Below are 22,141 nucleotides of genomic sequence, written 5' to 3' on the forward strand. Positions count from 1 at the left end.
CGCACCGGGCGGGCGCCACGGCTCCGAGGTGGTACGCAGCGCGAAACGCCGAGCCCAACCCGGACGGGCGCCATGGCTCCGAGGTGGTGCTAGGCGCGGGCGAAACCGCGGGCCGCGGAAGTACCGGGCCGCGGAAGTGCGGTGTGCGGGTGGCGGCCACGGCCCCAAAGGCGGTGCTCGGCACCGGCCCTGGCTGCCACCGCGCACCGGGCGAGCGCCACGGCTCCGAGGTGGCGCTCGACGCGGGCAAGCTCAATGGCTCCGAGGTGGTGCTCGGCACCGGCCCTGGCCGCCACCTCGCACCGGACGGGCGCCACGATCCCGAGGTGGTGCTCGGCACACTGGCCCTGGCTGCCACCGCGCACCGGCCGGGCGCCACGGCCCGAGGTGGTGCTCGGCGCGTGCAAGCTCCACGGCTCCGAGGTGGCGCTCGGCGCGTGCAAGCGGCACGGCCCCGAGGTGGTGCTCGGCACCGGCCCTGGCCGCCACCGCGCACCGGGCAGGTGCCACGGCCCCGAGGTGGTGCTCGGCACCGGCCCCGGCCGCCACCGCGCACCGGACGGGCGCCACGGCCCCGAGGTGGTGCTCGGCGCGGGCAAGCGGCACGGCCCCGAGGTGGTGCTCGGCGCGGGCAAGCTCCATGGCCCCGAGGTGGCGCTCGGCACCGGCCCTGGCCGCCACCGCGCACCGGGCGAGCGCCACGGCCCGAGGTAGTGCTCGACACCGGCCCTGGCTGCCACCGCGCACCGGACGGGCGCCACGGCCCCGAGGTGGCGCTCGGCGCGAAACGACTGCCCGACCCGGACGGGCGCCACGGCCCGAGGTGGTGCGCCGCGCGGGCGAAACTCCGTGCCGTGCGGAAGTGCGGTGTGCGGATGGCTGCACGGCTCCGAGGTGGTGCTCGGCGCGAAACGCCTGCCCAGCCCGGACGGGCCCCACGGCTCCGAGGTGGTGCGCCGCGCGGGCGAAACTCCGAGCCGTGCGGAAGTGCGGCGTGCGGATGGTTGCAAGGCTCCGAGATGGCGCTCGGCGCGGGCAAGCTGCACCGTTCCGAGGTGGTGCGCGGCATGGGCTCTGGCCGCCACCGCGCACCGGGCGGGCGCCATGGCCCGAGGTGGTGCGCAGCGCGAAACGCCTTGCCCAACCCGGGCGCGCGCCACGGCTCCGAGGTGGTGCGCCGCGCGGGCGAAACTCCAGGCCGCGCGCAAGCCCAGCGTGCGGATGGCGGCCACAGCCCCGAGGTGGCGCTCGGCGCGGGCAGGCTCCACGGCCCGAGGTGGCGCTCGGCACCGACCCTGGCCGCCACCGCGCACCGGGCAAGCGCCACGGCCCCGAGGAGTGCTCGGCATGGGCCCTGGCAGCCAGCACGTACCGGGCAAGCGCCACGGCCCGAGGGTGGGGCGCAGCGCGAAACGCCTGCCCAACCCGGACGGGCCCCACGGCCCGAGGTGGTGCTCGGCGCAAGCGCCACAGCTCCGAGGTAACGCGCAGCGCGGCCAAGCGGCACGGCTCCGAGGTGGCGCTCGGCGCGGGACCTGGCCACCACGGCACACTGGGCGAGCGCCATGGCTCCGAGGTGGTGCTCGGGGGCCCTGGCTGCCATCGCGCACCGAGCAGGCGCTACGGTCCCGAGGTGGTGCGGGGCGCGGGCGAAACTCCGGGCCGTGCGGAAGTACGGCGTGCGGATGGCCGCCAGGGCTCCGAGGTGGCACTCGGCGCGGGCGAAAGTCCAGGCAGCGCGGAAGTGCGGTACGCGGACGGCTGCCACGGCTCCGAGGTGGTGCTCGACGCGAAACGCCACGGCCCCGAGGTGGGGTGCGACGCGAAACGCCTGCCCAGCCCGGATGACGGGCCCACGGCCCGAGGTGGCGCTCGACGCGGGCGAAACTCTCGGCGGCGCAGTGACGCGGGCGGTGCTCGGCGCGGGCTGCCTCCACGCTGCGCAGTGGGTGCCTACGGCCCGAGGTGGCGAGAGGGGCAGCCCAGTCTTGAGCCGCGCCCCGCGCGGGCGAAACCCACGGGGGCGCGAAAGTCACCCGCGCAAAGGACCGCCGCCCACCGGCGGCGCGGTTTCGCCCGGCCGGGCACGACGGCGCCGCACGCTGCCGCGACTTGAGGCGCGGTGGCGGGCCTCCCTTTGGCGAACCTCCCGGCAGCACGGACGCGGCGCAGTTTCGCACCGCCAGCGAGCCAGCGCGCACGGGGCGGCGCGCAGCGACCGAAAGCAGGGCGCGAAACGGCGGCGCCAGGGAATTAGCGTCCGTAGACAGGGGCGCATCACGCCCGCCTGACGCAGCAGCGGCGCGAAATAGGGCCCTTCTCTAAGCACCCACGCGCGAAAGGTCCCGCCTCCGTGCGGCGCGAAATGCGGAGCCGTCCCTTTCGCGCCACGCCGCCACCGCTCGAATCGGCTCCGGCTCCCCTCCGGTGCGGTGGATGCCTGCCAGGATGCACCGAAGGCAGCCGGGCAGCCGGTGCGCAGCGGCAGCCAGGGCCCCTGCCGCATACCACCTCGGAGCCGTGGCGCTCGCCCGGTGCGCACTGGCGGCCAGGGCCCGTGCCGAGCACCACCTCGGGGCCGTGGAGCTTGCCCGCGCCAAGCACCACCTCGGGGCCGTGGCGCCCGTCCGGTGCGCGGTGGCGGCCGGGGCCGGTGCCGAGCACCACCTCGGGGCCGTGGAGCTTGCTCGCGCCGAGCACCACCTCGGGGCCGTGGCGCCCGTCCGGTGCGCGGTGGCGGCCGGGGCCGGTGCCGAGCACCACCTCGGGGCCGTGGCACCTGCCCGGTGCGCGGTGGCGGCCAGGGCCGGTGCCGAGCACCACCTCGGGGCCGTGGCTCCCGTCCGGTGCGCGGTGGCGGCCGGGGCCGGTGCCGAGCACCACCTCGGGGCCGTGGAGCTTGCCCGCGCCGAGCACCACCTCGGGGCCGTGGCACCTGCCCGGTGCGCGGTGGCGGCCAGGGCCGGTGCCGAGCACCACCTCGGGGCCGTGCCGCTTGCACGCGCCGAGCGCCACCTCCGGCCGTGGTGCCCGTCCGGTGCGAAGTGGCGGCCAGGGCCGGTGCCAAGCACCACCTCGGGGCCATGCAGCTTGCCCGCGCCGCGCACCACCTCGGGCTATGGCGTGAATCGCGGCGGCAGCCCTGAGAGGCAAGCAGCCCAGCAAGCGCCAGCAGCGCCCACGCGCGAAACCCGGGCGGAAGGCAGCACTCGGCACACCCACGGCGGCGCAGTCGGGCCCGGCCTCCGGACGAATCCGCAGCACCCGCGCGAAACCCCCAGCGCCGCGCGAAACGCGGCCCTCGGGAACGGCGGGCGGGCGAAATGCCGTTACCGCGCGCACCAGCGGGGCACCGTGGCGCGAATTGGCGCCCCCCGAGGGTGCGCGTTTCGCCGTGGCGCAACGTCCGCCCCAGTCGGTACGGCGCGAAACCCCGGCAGCGCTTCCGCGCCACGCGCCCCGCCTCCGGCGCGAAACGCGGCGCCCCAGAGTGGAGCTGAGCCAGCCGCGCCGCACCGCGAGGGCGCTTTTCCCGCAGCGGCGCGAATCCGCACCCGCCGCGCGCCGCGCCGCCGTTTCGCCCGGGCCGCGCCCGCCGTGGTGCACGCGCGAAACTGCGCCGCCGCGAAACCCCACCGCGCGAAACGTTCCGCCCCTTGCGGCGCAATTCCTCACCACCATTTCGCGCACCCATCAGCGCAATCACATGCGCCGCTGCGTTTCGCGCCACGCAGCAAAGCTCCCGCGCGAAACTCCCTCTGAAGAGGCGCGAAACTCGATGTCTCGCGCGAAACCCTATCACTCAAGGTGAGCAGCCAGTCATTGCCGGAATGTTTGACTATTGTTTGTGTTGTCCCGCAGAATTTCCGGCACGCATTGACGCTGCGGGGTGCCCTCATTCCGGGGGCACACCTTCGGGGTGGTGACTCCGCCCACGCATCGCGGCCTCTCAGTGCGGACACCGCCAGGAAGCCCCACGGCCTCCCGGCACCAGCAGGTCAGCAACCATGAAGGACACCACGCAGGACACCACTCCCCCGCAGCAGCCCCCCGCACCGGACGACGGCGCCGAGTCCGCGCTGTTGCGGTCCATCCACGAGGAGCTACGCCTCTTGCGGGAAGCCGTGGGCGCCCTTCATGCCCGCTTCACTCAGGGCGCCCCCATGCAGGCCGCCCGCGCCGTTACCGTGGACGCGGCACAAGCGCTCCTCGGCTGCGGGCGCTCCCAGGTCTTCGCGCTCCTCAAGGCTGGCGTGCTGAGCCGCGCCCCCAAGGTGGGTAAGACGGCCATGGTGACGGTGGAGAGCATCGAAGCGCTTCAGGAGCGCTTCAGCCGCGAGCCAGCCCCCAAGCTCAAGCGGCAACCCGCCCGGAATGCAGCCTCCGGGCGGGAAACAAGGGACGCGATTCTTAGGATGCTGCGGCAACCTTGAGCGGCAGCACTGCCGGATCTTCGGGGTGCTCCAGCCGGAGCGGCACCTTGATCATGGGCGGCACCGCGACGTTTTCATAGAAGCGCTTGGTGGTCGCGGGCGAGGTGTGCCCCACCACGGCGGCAATCGCGGCGAGCGGCAGCCCTCCCGACTTGGGCCGCACTTCCTGGCCGCACTCGGAAGCCCAGGTAACGAAGCTGTGCCGCAACTCCCCGAAGCGCACCAACTCCATGCCCAGGGACTTGCAGGCCCGCCGCACCACGCGCCGAATGTGGCTGTCCACCGGAGCCGCGCCACGCGCCTGGAGCCGTTGCACGGCTGCGAGCGCCTGACGGTCAAGGCTCTGGACGTGAACGCGCCCGCTCTTGTGAACGAAACGCACGGTGGCGGCGATCTCCCCCGGTTCCTTCAACAGCGTCACCTTGCCCTCGCCCCGGGCGAGCCGCTCAATCTCGGTGCCGTGCATGCCCGTCTTGGCGTGCAGGCACAGCACGTCCCGCACGCATTGCACGTCCGTCACGCGGCGGGTGGCCTCTTGCTGAAAGTTGGTGAACTCCCAGCCGGAGATAGCGCGGTAAAGGCGCTCGATGGTTTCAAGGCTGTAGCCCTTCTCGCGCACCGACTTCTCGGGACGGCTGGCGGGCACCTTGAGAGAAATGCTGGCGTCCTCTGCCGTCGTCAACGCGCCCGCGTCTTCGCGCAGCCACGCGCAGAACGCCTTGAGGGCGGTAATCCGGTTCTTGCGCGCGGTGGGCTGCCGGTTCAACTCGCGCAGCAAGTCCTGGAGCGTGACGGTGCGCAAGTCGCGGCCCGCGAGCCCTTCGGCCCACGCCGCGAGGTAGAAGCCCACGTTGCCCACGTAGCGCGCGGTGGTGCCCGCGCGCCGCATGTGCTCCAGGTAGCGGCCCACGGTGGGCGCGTCCATGTAGACGGCGGACTCTTGTTTGAGCTTCTGAGCCTCGCCCCGGGTGCGGTAGCCCTCCGGGTCGCGCATGAAGAGGGCCAGCTCTGCCTCGGCTTCCGTCTCGCTGCGCGCGTCGAGGTGAACCGTGTACGACTTGCCCGCAACCATCTTGCGCAGCACGTACACCGGGCGGCCGTCCTTCGCCGTGAACGTCCGCCCGCCCTTCCACTTGCCTGACCAGACCTTGCCGCTACCCATGCCGAAGGACTCCGTTTTGGTCCAATTTCGGTCCCAACTGACCCGATTTGGTCCCTGGAGTCAAACCGCGCCCCCTCGCTCGGAGGGGGCGCGGCTGACAACGGCGGGTTACTTTTAGTGGAGGCGGCGGGAATCGAACCCGCCGCTATAGGCTTCCGGCGAAAGCGCTACAGACACGCCCAAACCGCGGACGGTCCCTTGTGAGACGCGCGCCCGCGCCGGCGAGCCTACGACAGCCGATAGCACCTCGAACGGAACAGCGTCTCGAAGCCGAGGTGCTCGAGGATGGGCGCAGAGGTGGCCTCGCGGGCCTGCGTCACCGCGTAGCCGATGCCGCGCTCCCGCAGGAACTCCAGTCGCGCCGTGACCAGCGCCCGGTACGCCCCCTGCCCGCGTGCCGTCTCCAGCACCTGCGCTCCCAGCAGGTAGGCGTACCCGTCGCGGAGGACGAGCCCGGCTGTGCCGACAACCTCTGCCCCGAGTCGCGCCACGAACAGATGGACCCTGCGCGGATGGGCGCGCAGCGCGGACAGGTAGACCCCATGCTGGACCTCGGCGTCGCTCGCCGGAAGGGACCAGCCCTGCTGCTCCACCGCCACGTAGGCGCCCAGGTCAGGCTCGGTGACCTCGTCGACCGTGACACGCCGCGGAGCCGTGTACACCCCACGGGTGTCACAGCCCATCCCGCGCACGTCCCAGTTCGAGAAACCGCGCCTCGTGAGCCGCTCCCCGAAGTCCGCGGGCCGGGTCCAGAAGCCCACGCACCACTTCGTCGGGTGCCCCGTCTCCCGCTAGACCGCGATGGCCTCGTCGATGACCTGCTCCGCCTCCGTGGCGTCCACCTGGGAGAGGACGACCTCGTTGAGCATGCTGCCCGGCGCGGATGGGGTGACCACCTGATACCAGCCCGGTCGCGCGATGATGCGCGTGTCCGTACGCAGCAGGTCGTCTCCCATGGGCGCGCGCAGACACGCTTCGCGCTTCTCTTCCAGAGACCAGGTCGTCGCCAACACGTCGCGCACGTGACACCTCCGCTCGACGCACTGCATTCAAGCAATGCCATACCATGCGTAAAATTGACTACCCTGCCAGATGTTAAAAATCCGAAAAATCCCATGATAAAAGGGATTCGTGCCGCGCCTGCCGCCGGCACTTCCCCTGGAGTCTCCGCCTTGAAGCTGAAGACCTTGATGATGAGCCTGGCGTTCGGTGCCGTCCTTTCCGCCTGCGGTGGCCCATTGCCCGAGGAGGGCGCGGACAGCTCGGTGGACGTGCTCGGCGATACGCAGCAGGGCGTATGTGAGGGTTGGGAGGCTGGCGGGCGCCGGTGTACCTGGAAGTGCAGCTCCGACGGCCGGTGGATCTACGCCACCGGTAGCGTCTCCTATGGCGGGTGCCGGGCGTACGCCGACGACTTCTGCAAGGGCAGTGCGGTCTCTGTCTGCTGGAGCCGCTAGCGCTTTCCGGGCGGAGCAGCCTTGAGACACCCGCCCTGCACACCTCGAGCTCAACCACACCCCGAGAAAGGCTTTCCCATGAAGCTGAAGACCCTGATGATGAGCATGGCGTTCGGCGCCCTCCTCTCCGCCTGCGGCGGCGCGCTCCCGGAGGAGACCGAGAGCACGGAGCCGGAGCTCGGCACGACGGACCAGGCCCTCTGTGAGGGCTGGGACAGCGGCGCCCGTTACTGCACGTGGCGGTGCACCGCCTCGCAGACCACCCACTACTTCGCTGGCTACGGCGACGTTGCCTATGGCAACTGCCGCGAGCATGCCGACAGGGCCTGCGGCCGGACCGCGTACAGCGTCTGCTGGAGCAAGCTCTAGTCACACCCCGGGCGGCCCGGTCCCAGCGCTGTCGGACCGGGCCTTCCCGCGGTCAGCGCGGTGGGTGCTGAGTCACGGGCACTCGGCCTCCTCTCGTAGGTAGATGGGTGTATGAAGCGCATTCCCCGTCGTACACCTGAGGAGTCTCCGATGCGTCGTCTCGGTTCAGCCCTGCTTTCCGCGAGCCTGTGGGTCGGCTGTGGTCCCCTCGAGTCCGAGCCGGCCTCCACGCCACTCGAGCGCCAGGACTCGCCGCTCACCACCTCGGACGTGGACGTTGCCCCCGAGTGCCAGGGCATCATCACCTTCGTGAACGCGGCGTCATTCCAGACGCTGGACGCGTATCTTCCCAGCGACGTCGCCAGCAACCTCGTGGCCCGTCGCTCGACGGCGCCCTTCGTGACGCTGGCGGAGGTCTCCGCCGTCAATGACGTGGGCCCGGTTCGCCTGACGCAGCTCGAAGGTGGTGCGCGTGCCCTGGGCTACATCACCAGCTCCTGCGTCGGCATCCTGGACGAGCTCGCCCTCTCCACGGATGACGCCGCGGCGATGGTCTCCCTGGTGAACACCGCGAGCGCCAATGCCCTGTACGCCATCCTGCCCTACGCGTGGAATGGCGCCACGAACCTCATCAACCTGCGCCCGTTCACCTCGATCCAGGGCATCTCCAACGTGTCCGGCATCGGCGCGGTGAGTCTGCGCAACCTCCGCAATGCCGCCACGCAGGGGTACTCGCTGGAGGTCCTCGTCGCCGCGGTGAATGCCGTGCCCGAGAGCCTGTGGACCGTGAAGATGGACCTGTCCTTCGACGTGGAGGACGTGATGGCCGGGGAGCATGGGAGTGAGCGAAACACCTCGGGTGTCTGCTTTGGCATCGACCCGAGCACCTTCCCGAGCGGGAGCTGGACGAACCGTCCGGCGCTGGCCACGGCCACCGAGGTCCGCGACTACGTCTCGAGCGCCGTCTCGACCGCGAGCCGCAACAACCAGATTCCCAGCCAGGTCGTCACGGATGGACAGGCGGACCTCGACGCGCGCATCGCCGGCCGCACCTTCAAGGGCTGCCATCTCAGCTACAGCACGGGCCCGTGGAGCGGCATCCAGGTCCACTTCTTCGTGGACACGGCGTCGGACTTCCGCATCCTGACGGTCCAGCACTGGGTCGAGTGAGTCGTCGAGGGGCAGCGCCCCCCCGGTAGACGGTGGGGACGACTGGCTGGCTCCAGCGAAGGGGCCAGCCCCCTCCCCTCATCAAAGCCCCCATTGCCTCAATACTCCCAGGCGGATGAGCACCAACCCGGTGACGAAGAGGATTGCACCGGCGACAATCAGCTTGCGGCGCGGGGCAAAGACAGCCTGAGGATGTTGTACGACAAAGCAGGACTCCAGGGCGCCATCCGTCTCCCTGAGCCACACGGCCTTCGCATAGACATGGGCTCGACCGACCGCGTGGACGATGGTGCCCGGCGCGATGACCCGCTCGCGTGCTTCCGCGCTCCAGCCTTCCATGTCTGGATGAAGAGACACGCCCAGCTGCCGGCACACCGCTTCCAGCTCGGGAGTCGGTGCACCGCTCGCCCGCAGCTTCGCGACCTCCGGCTGAGCGCCGAGCAGCAGGTGGGTCGAGGGGGTCTCCAGCATCGCCGTTCTGCCTGAGCCATCGGCGATGGCGAGCCCTCCTTCGCTGAAACGAACGTGGTGATAGCTCTTGTTGCTATAGGAACTCCTGTTGTTGGTCTCGACCACATCGACCCGCCAGAGGGCCGCGGCATGGGCGCCGGGGAGAGGCCCCACCTGACCCGAGGACACCGCCTGCCCCGTGACTCGGATGAGCTGCTCGTTGGAGGCGGCCGCGATGGGTGTCAGAGGTGCCTCCGCCCACCACCGCTCGCGGCGTCTCCAGACGCCGGCCCCATACACGCAAAGGCCGCAGCCCAGCACGGCGATGGCTCCGACGATCATCAGGAAGAGCGGCATTCGAGGAGGCCTCTACGGGTCGCGAGCCAGGTGGGATTGAATCCTGCCACTTCCGGCCCGGAGGGGTCACCGGGCATGGGCCTGGGGCGGGTGTCGCGGCGCCTCAGGGCTCGTCGAGGATGAGCAGCCCGCGAGTGGAGTCCACGACGTAGACGAAGCCGTCCCCGGGGAGGCGGATGCCGTAGGCGCCCCCGAAGATGCCTTCCGAGCGGCCGGGGTCCGACTCACGGAAGGTGTTGAAGTGCCCCACCTCGCGCGGCTTCGTGGGGTTGGACACGTCCAGCACGCGCAGGCCCTCGTGGTACCAGGCGATGTAGAGGCGGTCTGCGCGCAGAATCATGTTGTGGATGGAGGTGACGGGGCGCTTGCGATACTCGCCAATCTTCACGATGCGGGCCGGGTCCGTCACGTCCAGCACGCGCAGGTGGGAGGCGGCGAACTCACCGCCCTCGAAGGCAATGGTGCGGCCGGCGAAGGTCCCCACCGCGTTGTGGTGCGAATAGCCGCCGTGCACGTAGCGGCCCAGGTGCAGCACTGCGTCGAGGTTGGAGACGTCCACGACGGAGAGCCCGGCGTACGAGTTGTTGATGTAGAGGCGCCCCTGGTAGGCGAAGTGGTCATGGACGCCTCCCCCGAGGAAGTCCAGGCTGATGGTCTGCCGCAGCACGGGTTCCAGCGGATTCGTGACGTCGTAGATACGTGAGAGGCCCCCGTTGTCCGCGGCATACAGCCGGTCTCCATCGACGAGCACGGTGTGCACGCCGTACTGGCTCGAGGGCAGGCTGCGCAGGAAGGCGGGCTCGGCGGGCCGGGAGATGTCGAAGACGATGGTGCCCGAGACATCACTGGCGACGTACAGGGCGTCGCCGAGGGCCCAGACGCCGTTCCAATAGGAGTCACCGGGGATGCTGATGGACGTCTTGAAGACGGGGCGGCTCCGGTCGCTCACGTCGAAGACGGTGAGGCCTCCGGGCTTGCCCGGCCTGTCGAGCGAGACGACGTAGGCATGTTCTTTGGTGACATAGATGTCCACGGGCACGCCCAGCGCCACCAGGGACTCCGAGCGCAGCACCAGGCCGCCGGAGGCCTCGGCTTCGCCGTCGGGCCAGGTCATGCGGTGGGCCTCGAAGGTGCCGGCGCGGGAGTACCTTCCACCGATGCAGCGGATGAAGCAGCCGGAGATGACGCCGGGCGAGGGAGTCTTGCAGCCGGCGTAGGCGAAGTTGATGGTGGGCGCGCTCGGCGGGAGGGTGGCGATGAAGAAGCTGCCGCCGTCGGTCAGCCGGGTGGCGATGGGCCGGCCGGCCAGGGTGTCGGTGCCGCCGTCGGAGTGGAGCATGAAGCCGACGGAGGAGAAGCCCACGGCGGTACCACCGTCCTCCGCGACTGTCTCCGAGCGCATGGCGGCCTGGTAGATGCCATGAGGCTCGAGGCCGGCGAGCGCGTCCGCATCACATGACGAAAGGTCGAAGTGGGACGGGGTCAGGTCATGACAGCTCGGCGTCGTCCCCGGAGCGAGGGTGCAGGGCGCGAAGGGGCCCCGGTCAATCCAGTCCCCGCGCTCCTCGAGCACGGTGTAGCCGCCGTCCCACGGCTCGGGCCCCGCGTCCTCCACAGGGGGCGTGCCGGCGTCCGCGACCGGGTCCGGGGTGTCATCGCAGCCAGCGAGGGTCACGAGCGCCAGCGCACAGGCGGACAGCCACACGCGCGGCAAGAGCGAAGGGGACGTCATGGTGCACTCCTCCAGTGTCCCGGGGAGTGAAACACCGGGACGGCACGCGGCCCCGGAATGGTTGCCGCGTGACGCACAACCCACCGCGTGGCGGCGCGCGCGGGCGGACGCCTGCCTCCGGGCGCTGGAATTGCAGTGGACAGGTGCCCGCCAGGACGACGGACGAGCCGGGCCTGCGTGCGAAGCTCCGCGCCGGCGCCCGAGCAGAGGTGTGCCCCCTGCTCAAGCGCACCGTCAGGCGCTGGTGAGCGCGCGCCTCACCAGATCTGGACCGGCGTGGGAGAGAACCCCGACCTGCCGTTTCCGAACTGTCCGTAGACGTTGTCGCCCCAGGCGTAGACGGTGCCATTCGTCCTCAGCGCCAGCGAGTAGTAGTGGCCCGCGGACAGGGCCACCGCGCCGGTCAGGCCCACCACCTTGACCGCAGCCGCCCGGTTGCTCTTCGTCCGGTCCCCCAGCTGGCCCGAGGCGTTGAGGCCCCATGCCGAGACGGTGCCATCCGAGATGAGGGCCAGCGAGTGGGCATGGCCCGCCGCAAGGGCCGTCGCCCCCGTGACGCCGGGCACCTGGACGGGCAGCAGCCGCCGGGTCACCGTCCCGTCTCCCAGCTGGCCGTAGGTATTGAGGCCCCAGGCCCAGACGGTGCCGCCCGTCTTCACCGCCAGCGAGTGGTCGCCCCCCACCGCCAGGGCCACGATGCCGGTGAGGTTCGCCAGCCGGAGCGGCGCCAGCCGCTGGGTGGTCGTCCCATTGCCCAGCTGGCCCTGCGAGTTGCGGCCCCAGGCCCAGACGCTGCCGTCCGTCCTCAGCGCCAGCACATGGCTCGCGCCAGGGGCCGTCGCCACGGCCTTCATGCTGGTGAGGCTGGACACCTGGGTGGGTGTCATCCGGGAAAGCCCCGTTCCGTCCCCGAGCTGCCCCTGGTTGTTGCGCCCCCACGCCCAGACGGTGCCGTCCGTCTTCAGCGCCAGCGAGAAGCCGTCGCCCGCGGCCACGGCGCTCACGCCGGTGAGCCCCGCCACCTGCTTGGGAACCCGGCTCGCGGTGGTGCTCCCATCGCCCAGCTGGCCCCCGCTGTTGTCACCCCAGGCCCAGACGCTGCCGCCCGTCGTCACCGCCAGCGAGTGATTGCGCCCCGCCGACACGGACGTGACGCCGGTGAGCCCGGGAACCTGCGTGGGCGTCGTCCGTCGCGTGACGGTTCCATCTCCCAGCTGACCGGCGCTGTTGTTGCCCGAACCCCAGACGGTGCCGTCTGTCTTCAACACCAGCGAGTGATACATGCCTGCTGCCGGCCGCTGGGCGCCGGTGAACTGGGAGGCGACGGGCACCACATACTCAGCGGTGCCGAGGTTCCCGTACTGGAAGTCGTCGTGACGGCCCCAGCCCCAGGCGGTGCCGTCCTGCTTCAGCGCCAGCGAGTGATAACGGCCCACGCCCAGGACCGTCACGCCGGTGAGGCCCGGCACCTGCGTGGGCGTCAGCCTGATGCCGCCGGTCCCATCTCCCATCAACCCATACGAGTTGTCGCCCCAGGCCCAGACGGTGCCATCCGTCTTCAGCGCGACCGAATAGTGTTCGCCCGAGTCAATGAACGCGACGCCGGTGAGGCCGGGAATCTGGGTGGGCACCAGTCGCGGGGTCATCGCCGCATCCCCGAGCCCGAGCACGCCGAACCAGTTGTCACCCCAGGCCCAGGCGGTGCCATCCGACCTGATGGCCAGGACGTGGGAGTGAGCTGCCTTCAAGACCACCACGCTGGTGAGGCCCGGCACCTGCGCGGGCGTCAGGCGGCTCGTCGTCGTCCCATTCCCCAGTTGCCCGCGCGTGTTGTCGCCCCAGGCCCAGACGGTGCCGTCCGACTTCAGCGCCACCGAGAAGGCATGGCCTCCCGACACGGACGTCACCTGGGAGAGGCCCGGCACCTGCGTGGGCGTCAGCCGCTGGGTGGTCGTCCCATCCCCCAGCTGCCCCCCGCTGTTGTCACCCCAGGCCCAGACGGTGCCGTCCGACTTCAGCGCCAGCGAGTGACTGAAGCTTCCCGCCAGGGCCGCCACGCCCGTGAGCCCCGGCACCTGCATGGGCGACAGCCGCCCGGTGGTCGTCCCGTCGCCCAGCTGCCCATAGGTGTTGTAGCCCCACACCCAGGCCGTGCCATCCGCTCGCCGCGCCAGCGAGTAGCCGTTGCCCACCGCCACCGCCGTCACTCCGGTGAGGCCCGGCACCTGCGCGGGCGTGCCCCGATGGGCGGTCGTCCCATCCCCGAGCTCTCCACCGTAGTTGAGGCCCCAGGACCACACCGTGCCGTCCGGCTTCAACACCAGGTTGTGGGACTCCAACGCGAGCGTGTCCTGCGCCGCCAGTCGCCAGTCCTGCGTCCGGGCACCCTCCGGCCGTGCCGTCTCCACCTCCAGCGGAGTGCCATGCTCCTCCGTGCCCGGGAGCAGCTCCCCGCCCCCACAGCTGAACCCCGCCACCACCACGCACACCAGCCAGACGGCTCGGACGACAGAGGACACGGCGTGATTCCCTGTGCTCATGGACTTCCTCCTGGAGGTACGGCGGGTATTCCCGTACCCCAGTTGCACTTCCAGGAGGAAGGGGCTCACGGGTATTTCTGTGTAAACGGGCTGTGAGAGGCCATGCCTATGGAGAGGGTTGGAGGTCCCCTTCCCCTCCTGCTACGTTGGCCGGCCTATGCGACCGAGCCTACCCATCCGGTCTTGCCTGCTCCTTGTCCTCATGGCCTCGTCGGGCGCGCAGGCCCGCGACACGTACGACACGCCGTTGGTGCGGCCCATCATGCTGTCCGAGCACCCTTCTAGCGGCCCCCACTCCGTCTACGTGAAGGGGAAGATCGTCACGACCCTGCGATTCGAGCAGCCGGTAGACGGCAGCAGGACGAAGATGACGGGTTGGGAGGGGCGGCTCGAGGCGCTGGCGGTGGTCCGCAACAAGGTCATCCTCGAGCCCCTTCGGGACCTGCACCAGGACGATGGCATTCCCCTGGTGGTGACGCTGGTTGATGGGACCGAGATTCCGTTCCTCGTGAAGCCGCCGTGGAGAAGGGAGGAAGGAAAATGGCCGCCGATTCTCGACCAGCAGATCGACGTATTCAAAGACCAGGAGAGTTACGCGTCCATGTATGCGGCACTGAAGGACGCGCAAAAGAAGAACGACGCGCTCACTGAAGAGAATGAGCGCTACCGCGAGGAAGAGAATTCAATCGACCACGCCTGACCCGTGCCGCGATTGTTCCTGGGCAGGCAGGAACCATCGCGGTCGTAGCGGACATGAGCGCGTTCGAGCATGAGGGACAGCTCGTGGATCTCGCCCTCCAGATCTTCCGGTCTGACGGGAACCTACAGGTCATGGTCAGAATGGATCGCACTCTGATTCGGCAGTAGAAATGCAGGCCATGCCCGACAGCCGCGCCCTGCTGCTCCCCTCTGTCATCCTACTTGCTACGTTCTCGGCCTGCACCAAGACGGGTGGAGTCTCGCTTCGCCCAGACGGCGCCCCGGGCCCGCAGGAGTGTCCGGAAAAGGCGCTCGAAGTCATGCGCTACCTGAAGCTGCGTGTCGGGGACGCAGCGCTGGTGGAACTGGACGCGAACCAGATGAGGTCACGCCGCATCACCCTCTACGATGGCCCGATTGAGAGCGTCCTCATGCGCGAACTGGGCACCCTGGAGGCGACGACCCGCTTGTACGGGCAGGTCTGGACGAGCGGTCCGCAGGTCGTCATCCGTTACTACGAGGCCCACCCGCCGGACGGTGACCAGATGCCCATCTGCGCGGTGGCACGGCTGAGCGAGGACCAGCTGCGGAAGCGGCCAGAGTCGCTACCGGGCACGGCCATCCTCGATGGCTCTCTCGCAGCCGCCGCCGTGGTCAATGCGTTCCGGTGAGACAGCCTCCTCCACGCGATACTTCGAGCTGAAGACCGCCGAGGGGCACTGGAGCGGCACCCTCCGCGCTGAGCGGCGCTGGTCGCTGCCTGGGCTGGAGACCTGCCCAGGCTGCCGCGCGACTTGGGCAGGCATCCTTGCCTATCTTCGGAGGTGACTCAGCCCACCGGTCCTCCAGGGGTTGCGCGAACTGGTGGAGCAGACCGTAGCGAGCACCGGTATCGCCACCGGCACCAGGGAGTCGGGGTAGCCTGGGGGACACCGCCCCCGCGGTGTCGTGCCCACCTTCTTTCCGAGGCCCGCCATGTACCGTCTCCTCGTCTCCGCCCTCCTCGCGCTGTCTCTCGCCGCGTGCTCCGACGACCCACCTCCTCCCGAGCCGACGGACGCGGGCGTGGATGCGGGCGTTCCGGATGACACGGATGCGGGAGCGGACGCAGGGACGGATGCGGGAACGGACGCCGGAACGGACGGTGGCTCGGGGAGCTCACGCGGCTCCGGGAAGCTGCCGTGTGACAGCACCGGCACGGTGACCGCCAACAACCAGACCTACACGTTCTGCACCGCGCAGGTGGCGGGCGTCGAGCTGAAGATCGTCGAGCCCCGGGTCGGCATCGTGCCCCAGCCGATGCACCTCGCCATCTATCTGCACGGCGACGGCGCGCGGGCGCACACGGGCAACACGGCCCCACGCCTCCAGGCGCCGTGGGCCTATGAGCACGACACGCTCTACGTGTCGGCGCTGGCACCGAACAGGTGCGCGTGGTGGACGAAGCCCTCGCTGACGACGTGCACGGACACCGCGACGGCGGCGGACCGGGACCTGGACGGAGCGAACGCACAGGCGCTGGTGCAGGTCATCGATACGCTGCGCAAGCGCTGGGACCTCCGCAACGAGCCCATCTTCTTCGGAGGCTCCTCGGGCGGCTCGGTGTTCCTCACCGCGAGCTTCCTGCCGAGGTACGGCGACCGCTACCGGGGCGTCTACGCGCTGGGATGCGGCGGCGAGGCGCCGTGGAGCGGCGAGCTGAGCTGGGACAGCACGCGGCCCGAGCTGCGCGGCCCGACGAAGCTGTTCTACACCTACGGCGACCAGGACACGTACCTCACGGACATCCAGGCCAGCGTCTCCGCGTACCAGGGCTACTCCATCCCGCTGGAGCAGAACGTCGTCGCGGGGGCGGCGCACTGCGCCTTCGACCACATCGGTGGGGTGAAGGACATCTGGGCCGGACAGCTCGACGCTCCATAGCCATCCGCGTCAGGTTGACATTCTACCTGTAGCCACGGGATGCTCTGGTAGAATGCCTACTCAAGACGCCCAACCGACCCGCGGCCAGCTGCTTCAGGGCACGCTCGATCTGCTCGTCCTCCGCATCCTCGCGCTCGGCTCGCACCACGGGCACGGCATCGCCATGGCCATCCAGGCGAGGTCGGGCAACGAGCTCCTCGTCGACCACGGCTCGCTGTACCCCGCGCTGCAGCGCCTGGAGAGCCGCAAGTGGATCCGCGGTGAGTGGGGCGTCTCCGAGAACGGCCGGCGCGCGCGCTTCTACTCGCTCACGGCCGCGGGCCGTAACCAGTTCGCCATCGAGACCGGGCGCTGGAACCGGCTGGTGGAGTCCATCGCCCGGGTCATGTCGCCAGGCCCCACGCCGGAGGGCGCGTGATGTTCGGACGCCGGTCGCAGGAAGACTTTGACGCGGAGGTCCGCGCCCACCTCGAGCTGGAGACGGAGCGGCTGCGGGCGCAGGGCCTGTCGCCCGCGGAGGCCGAGCGGGTCGCCCGGCGCAACTTCGGCAACGTCGCCGCCGCGGGGGACCGGTTCCGCGACGTGCAGCCGTTCGCGTGGGCGGAGGGCTTCGGCCGGGACCTGCGCCACGCGTGGCGGGCGCTGCTGCGCACGCCGGGCTTCCTCATCACCACGGTCAGCACCCTCGCCCTGGCGATCGGCGCGGTCGCGGGGATGTTCAGCGTCGTCAACGCCGTCCTGGTGCAGCCCCTCCCGTTCCCGGAGCCGGAGCGGCTGGTCGCCCTGACCGGCACGGCCCCGGGGTCGGACCAGCCGGAGCGCTTCGACCTCGGGGCCGACTTCTACCTGCAATACAAAGAGCATTCGAAGCTGCTCGACGGCATCACCCAGCTCGACTCGGGGACCGCGACGCTGCGCGTGGACACGCGAGTCGAGCGCGTGCGGATGGCATGGCCGACCTACGACCTGTACTCCACGCTCGGCGTGCGCCCCCAGCTCGGGCGCCTCCCTGTCCCGGAGGATGGAGAAGGCGTCGTCGTCATCAGCGACCAGCTGTGGACGAGCTGGTTCGGGCGCGACCCCTCCGTCATCGGGAGGTCGTACTTCGTCTCGGACGACATGAAGCAGGTCGTCGGCGTCATGCCCCCGGAGTTCCGCTTCCCGAACGACGAGACGGTGCTGTGGATCGCCAACCCCATGCGGCTCGAGCAGGTCCGTCCCGGCCAGCTCGGCGCCCTCACCGTGGCGCGCATGAAGCCGGGCGTGACGCTCGAGCAGCTCGACCAGGAGCTGACGGCGCTCTCCAAGGAGCTGCCGGCCCGCTTCGGCGGCCCGCCGAGCTACGCCCGCCTCATCGAGAGTCACCGGGCGGTGGCGGTGCCGCTGCTCGACCGGATGGTGGGCAGCACCGCCCGCACCTCGCTCTGGCTCCTGCTGGGTGCCGTGTCCCTCGCCCTCCTCATCGCATGCGCGAACGTCACCAACCTGTTTCTCGTCCGCGCCGAGGGCCGCGTCTCCGACCTGGCCGTGCGCCGGGCCCTGGGGGCGGCGCCGGCACAGCTGGTGCGGTCCCAGCTGGCCGAGGCACTCTTGGTGGCGGTGCCCGCGGGCCTGCTGGCCATCTGCCTCAGCGCAGTGACGCTGCCGCTCTTCGTGGCCGCTGCGCCGCAGGGCCTTCCGCGGCTCGGCGCCGCGGGACTTGACCTGGCGACGGTCGCGACCACGTTCGGGCTCGTCCTGCTCTGCGCGCTCGTCTGCGGCGCCGCCCCCGCGCTGCGCGCCGCGTCCGCGAACCTCCACAGCATGCGCGACGGCGGTCGCGCAGCGACGGCGCAGCGACACGGGTTCCGCAATGGGCTCGTGATCGGGCAGACCGCACTCGCGCTGGTGCTGCTCATCGGCGCCGCGCTGCTGCTGCAGAGCTTCAATCGCCTGCGCAACGTGGACCCGGGCTACGACACCGACGGCCTCTACACCTTCCAGTTCGCGCCCGAGCAGCCGCACCTCACCGACGGGCCGTCCTGGGGCCGGATGCACGCCGCGTTCATGGAACGGCTACGGACGATGCCCGGCGTCACCGCGGTCGGGGTCGTCAACAACATCCCGCTCGACGAGGCGACCTCGACGGCGCGCTTCCGCACCGACACGATGGCCGAGGACGACAGCGGCACCCTGCTCGCCCGCAACTTCACCGGGGGCGACTATTTCCGCGCGATGGGGATCGACCTGCTGCAGGGGCGTGCGTTCACGAGCGACGAGGCGTTCACGCCGAACAGCAACGTGGTCGTCAGCTGGTCTGCGGCGCAGCAGCTCTGGCCCCGCGAGAGCCCGCTGGGCCAGAGCCTGCGCCACGTCCTCGGCGACAACACCGTGCTGCCCTTCACCGTGGTGGGCGTGGTGGAGGACGTGAAGCAGGACGACTGGCGCGAGGCCGGAGAGGCGGTCGTCTACTTCCCGCTGACCGGGCCCACCCCGACATCGTGGAGGCTGAGCTCGCCCGCGTACGTCATCAAGTCGCCGCGCGCGGACTCGCTGCAGGGCGAGGTGCGCGAGCACGTACGCCAGGTCGCCCCCGAGGCCCCCGTCTACCGCGAGTACACGATGGAGTTCCTGGCGCGGAGGTCGACCGTGGAGCTGTCCTTCACGATGCTCACGTTCGCCGTGGTGTCCGGACTGACGCTGCTGCTCGCCGCGGTCGGGCTCTACGGGGTGCTGTCGTCCGTCGTCTCCGCGCGGACGCGGGAGATCGGCGTGCGGATGGCGCTCGGGGCGACCCCCGGGGCGGTGCGGCGGCAGGTGGTGTCACAGGGCACGAGGGTCGTCGTCATCGGTGTGGCCATCGGCGTCGCAGCCGCCTTTGCCTCCACCCGCTACCTGGGCGCGCTGCTCTACGAGGTCAAGGCGACCGAGCCGGCGCTCTTCCTCCTGACGTCGGGCTTCATGGTCGTCCTCGGAGTCCTGGCGAGCTACATGCCCGCGCGGCGCGCCAGCAGTGTCGACCCGGTGGTGTCGCTGCGGAGCGAGTGAGCGAGCCGGGGCGCTGCGCTCCCTACGGAGGCGCGGGCGGACACCTCCCGGCCGTGGGAGGCGCCGTGCTACCGTCGGCGCCGCACTCGATTCCCACACCCTGGAAGCGGGCGGCCGGACACGGCTCGCGGGACCCGCGCCCCCACACCATGAAGAACGTCGAGGACGTCTACCGTTTCACCGCCTCGCAGCGCGAGCTGCTGTCCCAGCCGCGGCCCGAGACCCGCCTGGAGCACCTCCACGCGCCCTTCCGCGGCGCCGTGGACGAGCCCGCCCTCGAGAATGCCCTCCGCGAGCTGGCCCGCCGGCACACCGCCCTGCGCACCGCCTTCTTCATGCAGGGCCTCGCCGAGCCCATGCAGGTCATCCGGGAGAAGGTCGCTCCCACCCTGGAGCGCGTGGACGCCACGGCCCTCCCGGAGGGCGGACTGGACGCATGGCTGGCTGCTGACCTCCAGCGCGGAATGAATCTCACCGCCGCGCCGCTGGTGCGGCTGTCGCTGCTGCGCACCGGGCCGGACGCAGGAGTGCTCGTCCTCGGGTATCACGCCGCGGTGCTCGACGCGGGCTCGGCTCGGCTGTGCCTGGAAGAGCTGCTGCGCCTCTACAAGACCCTGCGCGAGCAGGGGGACGCCGGCCTGGAGAAGGCCCGCCCCTTCCGTGAGTACCTGTCGTGGACGGAGCAGCAGGGCGCCGCCGAGGTGGAGACGCGCTGGCGAGAGCTGCTGCGCGACGCCCGGCCGACGCTGCTTCCCGAGCTGTCCTCCGGAAGTGACGCCACGGCCGCGCATCGGGTACAGCAGCAACTGCTGTCGCCCACGGACACGGGCAACGTGCAGGCCTTCCTGCGCAAGCACAAGCTGGAGCTGGGCACGCTCGTCCAGGCCGCGTGGGCCCTGCTGCTGCGCCACCTCACCGGCAGCACCGACGTGGTGTTCGGCGCCCAGGTGCCGGGCCGACCTGCCCCGCTGTTCCAGGGCCGGCCCCTGCTGGGACACTTCGCGCACGTGCTGCCGCGACGCCTGCCCCTCCCCGCGGATGGCAGCCCCCTGCGCTGGCTGCGCGGGCTCCAGGCCGAGCTGACCGGGGCGCAGCGCCACGAGCACGTCTCCACCGCGCAGGTGCGCCAGTGGCTCGGCCTGCCGGAGGACGCGCCCCTCTTCCAGAGCGTCGTGGCCGTCTGGGAGGCGCCGGAGGAGGACTCGCTCAAGCCCCTGGCCCGGAGCCTGGGCCTCCAGGGCTTCACACGCTCGGCCCCGTCACCGTCCTTCCCGCTGTACGTGGAGGCCGTTCCCGGCCCCCGGCTGGCGCTGCGCCTGCACCATGACTCGCACCGCTTCGCGCCCCTGGACGTCATCCGCCTGTCGGGCCAGCTCGCGGCCCTGCTGGAGACGCTCGTCTCCCAGCCGGACCGCGACGTGTCCTCGCTGGGCGACGTGGTGGACGCAGCGGGCCGGGCCGCCGGAGAGGGCTCGTGGGGCACCGTCACCGCCGGCACCACGCCCGCGCCCGAGGAACTGCGCGCCCTGCTGGCCCAGCACCCCGAGGTACGCGCCGTCGCCGTGCGCGCCGAGGGCAATGCCCTGGTGGCCCATGTGGTGCCCGCCCACCGCAGGACGAAGAAGCTGGACTTCGGCCTGTTCTTCTTCGCGGACGAGGACTCCGGCGCCGGGGACAAGTACCACCTGCTGCTGGAGGCGGCGAAGTTCGCGGACCAGCACGGCTTCACCTCCGTCTCCACCCCGGAGCGCCACTTCCACGAGCACGGCGGCATCTACCCCAACCCCGCCATGCTCGCGTCCGCGCTGGCCACCATCACCCGCAACGTGAGCCTGCGCGCCGGCAGCGTCGTGCTCCCCCTCCAGAGCCCGTTCCGCGTCGCGGAGGAGTGGTCCATCGTCGACAACCTCTCCAAAGGCCGCGCCGGCATCTCCATCGCCTCCGGCTGGGTGCCCAACGACTTCGCCTTCTTCCCGGAGAACTTCGCGCGCAAGCGCGACGTCATGTGGGAGAACCTCGAGCAGGTGGAGCGGCTGTGGCGCGGTGAGGCCGTGACGACGAAGGACGGCGTGGGCAAGGAAGTGCAGCTGCGCGTCTTCCCCCGCCCCATCCAGCCCCGCCTGCCCACCTGGGTGACGTGCGCCACGGACCCCGCCCTCTTCGAGCGCACCGGCGCGGGCGGCTACAACGTCCTCACCTCGCTGCTCGGGCAGCCCCTCGAGGAGGCGCTGGAGAAGCTCGGCCTCTACCACGCGGCCGCGGACAAGGCCGGGCGGGCCCGGGACTCGCGCATCGCCACGCTGATGATGCACACCTTCGTCGGGCGTGACGCGGACGAGGTGCTCGACAAGGTCCGCGCGCCCCTCACCGCGTACCTGCGCGCGCACGTGGCGCTGATGCAGACGCTGGTGAAGAGCCTGGACCTCCAGGTGGACATCAACGAGCCGAAGTGGGCGGACTACCTCGCCTCCTATGCCTTCGAGCGCTACTACCGCTCTGGCGCGCTGATCGGCACCGTGACGTCCTGCCTCCCCATGGTGGACCGGCTCATGGCCGGCGACGTGGACGAGGTGGCGTGCCTCATCGACTTCGGCGTGGACACCGACTCCGTGCTGGACAGCCTCACCCACCTGGCCGACCTCAAGCGCCTGGCCCAGGATGACGCGCTGCGCATGGGGCGCGTCCTGTCCGAGTACCTGGAGGAACGAGTGGTAGGATATCGCCCCACCCTCGACATCCGCCTCGTCGACTCCCTACCGGAGTGATTTCGCGCTGGCGTGCGTTGCTCCTGGCGAAAATCCCGCCAGCCAGGAGATTTCCGC

Annotated in this window: 20 protein-coding genes; 13 read left to right on the top strand and 7 right to left on the bottom strand. The window is 70.7% G+C overall.

Translation table 11 applies throughout. From position 1 onward, the window contains the following. The first annotated feature begins 255 nt into the window (after positions 1–255). Entirely contained in the window at positions 256–714 is a 459-nt protein-coding gene (locus tag LXT23_RS45300) for a hypothetical protein (protein ID WP_253986757.1), read from the top strand. Positions 715–2,277: 1,563 nt separating this feature from the next. Here LXT23_RS45300 and LXT23_RS45305 read toward each other — a convergent pair. Continuing rightward, positions 2,278–3,015, bottom strand: a complete 738-nt coding sequence (locus LXT23_RS45305) for a hypothetical protein (RefSeq protein WP_253986758.1) — start codon at positions 3,013–3,015, stop codon at positions 2,278–2,280. A gap of 992 nt (positions 3,016–4,007) precedes the next feature. On the opposite strand from LXT23_RS45305, the gene LXT23_RS45310 reads away from it, so the two are divergent. After that, positions 4,008–4,433: a hypothetical protein gene (locus LXT23_RS45310; protein ID WP_253986759.1), complete on the top strand. Its 426-nt coding sequence runs from the start codon at positions 4,008–4,010 to the stop codon at positions 4,431–4,433. On the opposite strand, the gene LXT23_RS45315 is transcribed toward LXT23_RS45310, so the two are convergent. The 3 genes from LXT23_RS45315 to LXT23_RS45325 form a co-directional block, all read right to left on the bottom strand. After that, on the bottom strand, positions 4,411–5,595 hold the full coding sequence (locus tag LXT23_RS45315; RefSeq protein ID WP_253986760.1) for a site-specific integrase: 1,185 nt from the start codon (positions 5,593–5,595) through the stop codon (positions 4,411–4,413). The genes LXT23_RS45310 and LXT23_RS45315 overlap by 23 nt on opposite strands. 227 nt (positions 5,596–5,822) lie before the next feature. Further along, on the bottom strand, positions 5,823–6,356 hold the full coding sequence (locus LXT23_RS45320) for a GNAT family N-acetyltransferase (protein ID WP_253986761.1): 534 nt from the start codon (positions 6,354–6,356) through the stop codon (positions 5,823–5,825). A 30-nt stretch (positions 6,357–6,386) separates the two neighbouring features. Then, the gene (locus tag LXT23_RS45325; RefSeq protein WP_253986762.1) at positions 6,387–6,617 is read right to left on the bottom strand and encodes a hypothetical protein; all 231 of its coding nucleotides are present in this window, start codon (positions 6,615–6,617) and stop codon (positions 6,387–6,389) included. Positions 6,618–6,767: 150 nt separating this feature from the next. On the opposite strand from LXT23_RS45325, the gene LXT23_RS45330 reads away from it, so the two are divergent. From LXT23_RS45330 to LXT23_RS45340, 3 genes are all read left to right on the top strand, one after another. Further along, positions 6,768–7,052 carry a hypothetical protein gene (locus tag LXT23_RS45330; protein WP_253986763.1) on the top strand — a complete coding sequence of 95 codons (285 nt, stop codon included), beginning with the start codon at positions 6,768–6,770 and terminating at the stop codon, positions 7,050–7,052. A gap of 78 nt (positions 7,053–7,130) precedes the next feature. Next, entirely contained in the window at positions 7,131–7,421 is a 291-nt protein-coding gene (locus tag LXT23_RS45335) for a hypothetical protein (protein WP_253986764.1), read from the top strand. 150 nt (positions 7,422–7,571) lie between these two features. After that, entirely contained in the window at positions 7,572–8,591 is a 1,020-nt protein-coding gene (locus LXT23_RS45340; protein WP_253986765.1) for a hypothetical protein, read from the top strand. Positions 8,592–8,672: 81 nt separating this feature from the next. On the opposite strand, the gene LXT23_RS45345 is transcribed toward LXT23_RS45340, so the two are convergent. From LXT23_RS45345 to LXT23_RS45355, 3 genes are all read right to left on the bottom strand, one after another. After that, positions 8,673–9,398, bottom strand: a complete 726-nt coding sequence (locus LXT23_RS45345) for a hypothetical protein (RefSeq protein ID WP_253986766.1) — start codon at positions 9,396–9,398, stop codon at positions 8,673–8,675. 103 nt (positions 9,399–9,501) lie between these two features. Further along, positions 9,502–11,130 carry an LVIVD repeat-containing protein gene (locus LXT23_RS45350; RefSeq protein ID WP_253986767.1) on the bottom strand — a complete coding sequence of 543 codons (1,629 nt, stop codon included), beginning with the start codon at positions 11,128–11,130 and terminating at the stop codon, positions 9,502–9,504. A gap of 257 nt (positions 11,131–11,387) precedes the next feature. Then, a complete protein-coding gene (locus LXT23_RS45355; protein WP_253986768.1) occupies positions 11,388–13,670 on the bottom strand; it encodes an RCC1-like domain-containing protein in 2,283 nt (760 codons plus the stop codon). A gap of 262 nt (positions 13,671–13,932) precedes the next feature. Here LXT23_RS45355 and LXT23_RS50555 point away from each other — a divergent pair, with 262 nt between their 5' ends. The 8 genes from LXT23_RS50555 (at position 13,933) to LXT23_RS45385 (ending at position 22,084) form a co-directional block, all read left to right on the top strand. Continuing rightward, positions 13,933–14,370: a DUF2381 family protein gene (locus LXT23_RS50555; RefSeq protein WP_323379163.1), complete on the top strand. Its 438-nt coding sequence runs from the start codon at positions 13,933–13,935 to the stop codon at positions 14,368–14,370. Positions 14,371–14,423: 53 nt separating this feature from the next. Then, positions 14,424–14,537, top strand: a complete 114-nt coding sequence (locus LXT23_RS50840) for a hypothetical protein (RefSeq protein WP_407692960.1) — start codon at positions 14,424–14,426, stop codon at positions 14,535–14,537. A gap of 152 nt (positions 14,538–14,689) precedes the next feature. Then, positions 14,690–15,040, top strand: a complete 351-nt coding sequence (locus LXT23_RS45365; RefSeq protein ID WP_407692961.1) for a hypothetical protein — start codon at positions 14,690–14,692, stop codon at positions 15,038–15,040. Then, a complete protein-coding gene (locus tag LXT23_RS50845) occupies positions 15,027–15,197 on the top strand; it encodes a double-CXXCG motif protein (protein ID WP_407692962.1) in 171 nt (56 codons plus the stop codon). The genes LXT23_RS45365 and LXT23_RS50845 overlap by 14 nt, the downstream gene beginning before the upstream one ends. Before the next feature lie 147 nt (positions 15,198–15,344). After that, a complete protein-coding gene (locus LXT23_RS45370; RefSeq protein WP_253986770.1) occupies positions 15,345–16,292 on the top strand; it encodes an alpha/beta hydrolase in 948 nt (315 codons plus the stop codon). A gap of 52 nt (positions 16,293–16,344) precedes the next feature. After that, positions 16,345–16,710 carry a PadR family transcriptional regulator gene (locus LXT23_RS45375; protein ID WP_253986771.1) on the top strand — a complete coding sequence of 122 codons (366 nt, stop codon included), beginning with the start codon at positions 16,345–16,347 and terminating at the stop codon, positions 16,708–16,710. Beyond that, positions 16,710–19,319 carry an ABC transporter permease gene (locus LXT23_RS45380; protein WP_253986772.1) on the top strand — a complete coding sequence of 870 codons (2,610 nt, stop codon included), beginning with the start codon at positions 16,710–16,712 and terminating at the stop codon, positions 19,317–19,319. Before LXT23_RS45375 ends, LXT23_RS45380 begins: the two co-directional genes overlap by 1 nt. A gap of 149 nt (positions 19,320–19,468) precedes the next feature. Beyond that, entirely contained in the window at positions 19,469–22,084 is a 2,616-nt protein-coding gene (locus LXT23_RS45385; RefSeq protein WP_253986773.1) for a MupA/Atu3671 family FMN-dependent luciferase-like monooxygenase, read from the top strand. Positions 22,085–22,141 lie beyond the last annotated feature (57 nt).

The sequence above is a fragment of the Pyxidicoccus xibeiensis genome (assembly GCF_024198175.1).
Lineage (GTDB): Bacteria > Myxococcota > Myxococcia > Myxococcales > Myxococcaceae > Myxococcus > Myxococcus xibeiensis.

What these genes read in the sequence shown, in the direction of transcription:
- LXT23_RS45300 (WP_253986757.1), top strand. Translation starts at nt 256, where the DNA reads ATGGCTCCGAGGTGGTGCTCGGCACCGGCCCTGGCCGCCACCTCGCAC.
- LXT23_RS45310 (WP_253986759.1), top strand. Translation starts at nt 4,008, where the DNA reads ATGAAGGACACCACGCAGGACACCACTCCCCCGCAGCAGCCCCCCGCA.
- LXT23_RS45315 (WP_253986760.1), bottom strand. Translation starts at nt 5,595, where the DNA reads ATGGGTAGCGGCAAGGTCTGGTCAGGCAAGTGGAAGGGCGGGCGGACG.
- LXT23_RS45335 (WP_253986764.1), top strand. Translation starts at nt 7,131, where the DNA reads ATGAAGCTGAAGACCCTGATGATGAGCATGGCGTTCGGCGCCCTCCTC.
- LXT23_RS45340 (WP_253986765.1), top strand. Translation starts at nt 7,572, where the DNA reads ATGCGTCGTCTCGGTTCAGCCCTGCTTTCCGCGAGCCTGTGGGTCGGC.
- LXT23_RS45345 (WP_253986766.1), bottom strand. Translation starts at nt 9,398, where the DNA reads ATGCCGCTCTTCCTGATGATCGTCGGAGCCATCGCCGTGCTGGGCTGC.
- LXT23_RS45350 (WP_253986767.1), bottom strand. Translation starts at nt 11,130, where the DNA reads ATGACGTCCCCTTCGCTCTTGCCGCGCGTGTGGCTGTCCGCCTGTGCG.
- LXT23_RS45355 (WP_253986768.1), bottom strand. Translation starts at nt 13,670, where the DNA reads ATGAGCACAGGGAATCACGCCGTGTCCTCTGTCGTCCGAGCCGTCTGG.
- LXT23_RS50555 (WP_323379163.1), top strand. Translation starts at nt 13,933, where the DNA reads ATGCTGTCCGAGCACCCTTCTAGCGGCCCCCACTCCGTCTACGTGAAG.
- LXT23_RS50840 (WP_407692960.1), top strand. Translation starts at nt 14,424, where the DNA reads ATGAGCGCGTTCGAGCATGAGGGACAGCTCGTGGATCTCGCCCTCCAG.
- LXT23_RS45365 (WP_407692961.1), top strand. Translation starts at nt 14,690, where the DNA reads ATGCGCTACCTGAAGCTGCGTGTCGGGGACGCAGCGCTGGTGGAACTG.
- LXT23_RS50845 (WP_407692962.1), top strand. Translation starts at nt 15,027, where the DNA reads ATGCGTTCCGGTGAGACAGCCTCCTCCACGCGATACTTCGAGCTGAAG.
- LXT23_RS45370 (WP_253986770.1), top strand. Translation starts at nt 15,345, where the DNA reads ATGTACCGTCTCCTCGTCTCCGCCCTCCTCGCGCTGTCTCTCGCCGCG.
- LXT23_RS45375 (WP_253986771.1), top strand. Translation starts at nt 16,345, where the DNA reads ATGCCTACTCAAGACGCCCAACCGACCCGCGGCCAGCTGCTTCAGGGC.
- LXT23_RS45380 (WP_253986772.1), top strand. Translation starts at nt 16,710, where the DNA reads ATGTTCGGACGCCGGTCGCAGGAAGACTTTGACGCGGAGGTCCGCGCC.
- LXT23_RS45385 (WP_253986773.1), top strand. Translation starts at nt 19,469, where the DNA reads ATGAAGAACGTCGAGGACGTCTACCGTTTCACCGCCTCGCAGCGCGAG.